Origin of the sequence: Mesorhizobium sp. M7D.F.Ca.US.004.03.1.1 (genome assembly GCF_003998635.1) — a bacterium.
Taxonomy (GTDB): Bacteria; Pseudomonadota; Alphaproteobacteria; order Rhizobiales; family Rhizobiaceae; genus Mesorhizobium; species Mesorhizobium loti.
The window spans coordinates 1-1,773 of sequence record NZ_RZQG01001098.1; the positions used below are offsets into that span (position 1 = coordinate 1).

At 61.2% G+C, this 1,773-nt stretch carries 1 protein-coding gene and 1 pseudogene; one reads left to right on the forward strand and one right to left on the reverse strand.

The genetic code is table 11. The features are described from left to right. Positions 1–236: pseudogene (locus EN935_RS34300) on the forward strand (NAD(P)-dependent alcohol dehydrogenase); the annotation flags it as partial. A 106-nt stretch (positions 237–342) separates the two neighbouring features. Here the strand turns inward: EN935_RS34300 and EN935_RS34305 are convergent. Beyond that, on the reverse strand, positions 343–1,773 hold a 1,431-nt coding region (locus EN935_RS34305; protein WP_127374143.1), incomplete at its 5' end, for a sigma 54-interacting transcriptional regulator.

Sequence of the window (1,773 nt, forward strand, 5' to 3'; positions counted from 1 at the left end):
TCGTCGTCGGCTATGGCGGCAACATAAACGTGCCGACCGCACATCTCGTCATCGAGGAGATCAACATCGGCGGCAGCCTGGTAGGCAATTTCACCGAGCTTGTCGAACTGATGGAGCTCAACGCCGACGGCAAGGTGAAGATGCATTACACCGAATATAATCTCGCCAGCATCAACACCGCCCTCGACGATTTCAAGAACCGTCGGTTCACCGGGCGTGGCGTCATCGTGCCCTGAGGCATCCGGCCGGATTGCGCGTGGAAGCCGGCCAGCAGACTGATCTTATCGGCCACAACTCCCCAACCCATGGCTCAAATGCCATGGGTTTCTTTTGTGCCGCGTGTCAGATGAAACCGCGCCGGATGCCGTATTGGCCGAGCTTGCGATAAAGCGTCGGCCGCGAAATGCCGAGTCTGAGCGCAACCTTGCTGAGATTGCCGCCCTCCGCGGCAAGCGCATTCTTGATCGCCTGGCGTTCCGCATCCTCGAATGTACATACGGGCGCTTCGAGCATGGCTGTGGGATGGTCGCCATGCATGGCCAAGGTGTTGCGATTGCCCGCGTTGATTTCGCCAGGAAGATCCTGCAGTTCGATCGTGTTGCCGCGCGTCAGTATGTGCAGGCGCTCGACCAGGTTCTTCAGTTCACGCACATTTCCTGGCCAGCGATAGGCAAGCAGCGCATCGAGCGCGTCGTTTGAAAACTCCAGCGGATCATTGCCTGCCAACTTCGCGATCTGACGATTGAAATGCTCGATCAGCAACAACACGTCGTCGCCGCGATCGCGCAAAGCCGGGACATGAATCGAGACCGCGCCGATGCGGTAGTAGAGATCGCTGCGGAAGCGCCCGGCCGCGACTTCCTGCTTGAGGTCGCGATTGGTCGAGGCGACCAGCCGCACGTCCACCGGCCGACCTCTGGAGTCGCCGATGCGGTGGACCACGCGCTCCTCGAGGACACGCAACAGGAAGGGCTGGATTTCGAGCGGCAACTCGCCGATTTCGTCTAGGCTGAGCACGCCGCCATTGGCGAGTTCGAAGATGCCCGGCTTGCCGTCACGCGAAGCGCCGGTGAAGGCGCCGGCGACATGGCCAAACAATTCGCTGCCGAACAGTTCCTTGGTGATTGCACCGCAGTTCATGGCGATGAACGGATCGTTTTCGATGCGCCGGCTGCCGGCATGGACAAGCCGTGCAAACAACTCTTTTCCGACACCCGTTTCGCCTTCTATTAGCAACGAGGTGACACCCTTCGACCCGGCCACCCGGGAGGCGACATCGACGGCAGCCAGCAATTTTTCGCTTTCGCCGACGATCATCGCCGCGGCTGTCCGCAGGTGCTTGTTCTCCTCCCGGCGGATCACCGTCATGCTCGAGACGGCCGGCACCGAGGGAAACACCAGAGCCGCGCCACGAAGATCGCCATCAAGCTTCAGCGGCGTGACATGGCAGGATCGCAGATGCGCCGGCAGTGCGTTGGCGAGATCGGTGTCGGAGCCGGAGGCCGGCAGGTTCATCAGCCAGCGACCACGCCCTGGTTCCATCGGGCCGTCCATCATCTCGGTCGTGTCGCCATTGGGTACATTGTTGCAGAAGATCGCGCGGCCACGATGATCGACGATCACCAACCCGTCTTTCCGGCGGTAGCTGGGTGCCGAGGAAATGAAGGCTTCGAGCAGACGCGTGCGCTGCTCCTGCTGTTGTTCGGCGAGTGCCTTTTCAATTTGCCTGGCGGTGGCGGCGACGAGCGCCGTGTTGTGCGGCCGGAAGATCGG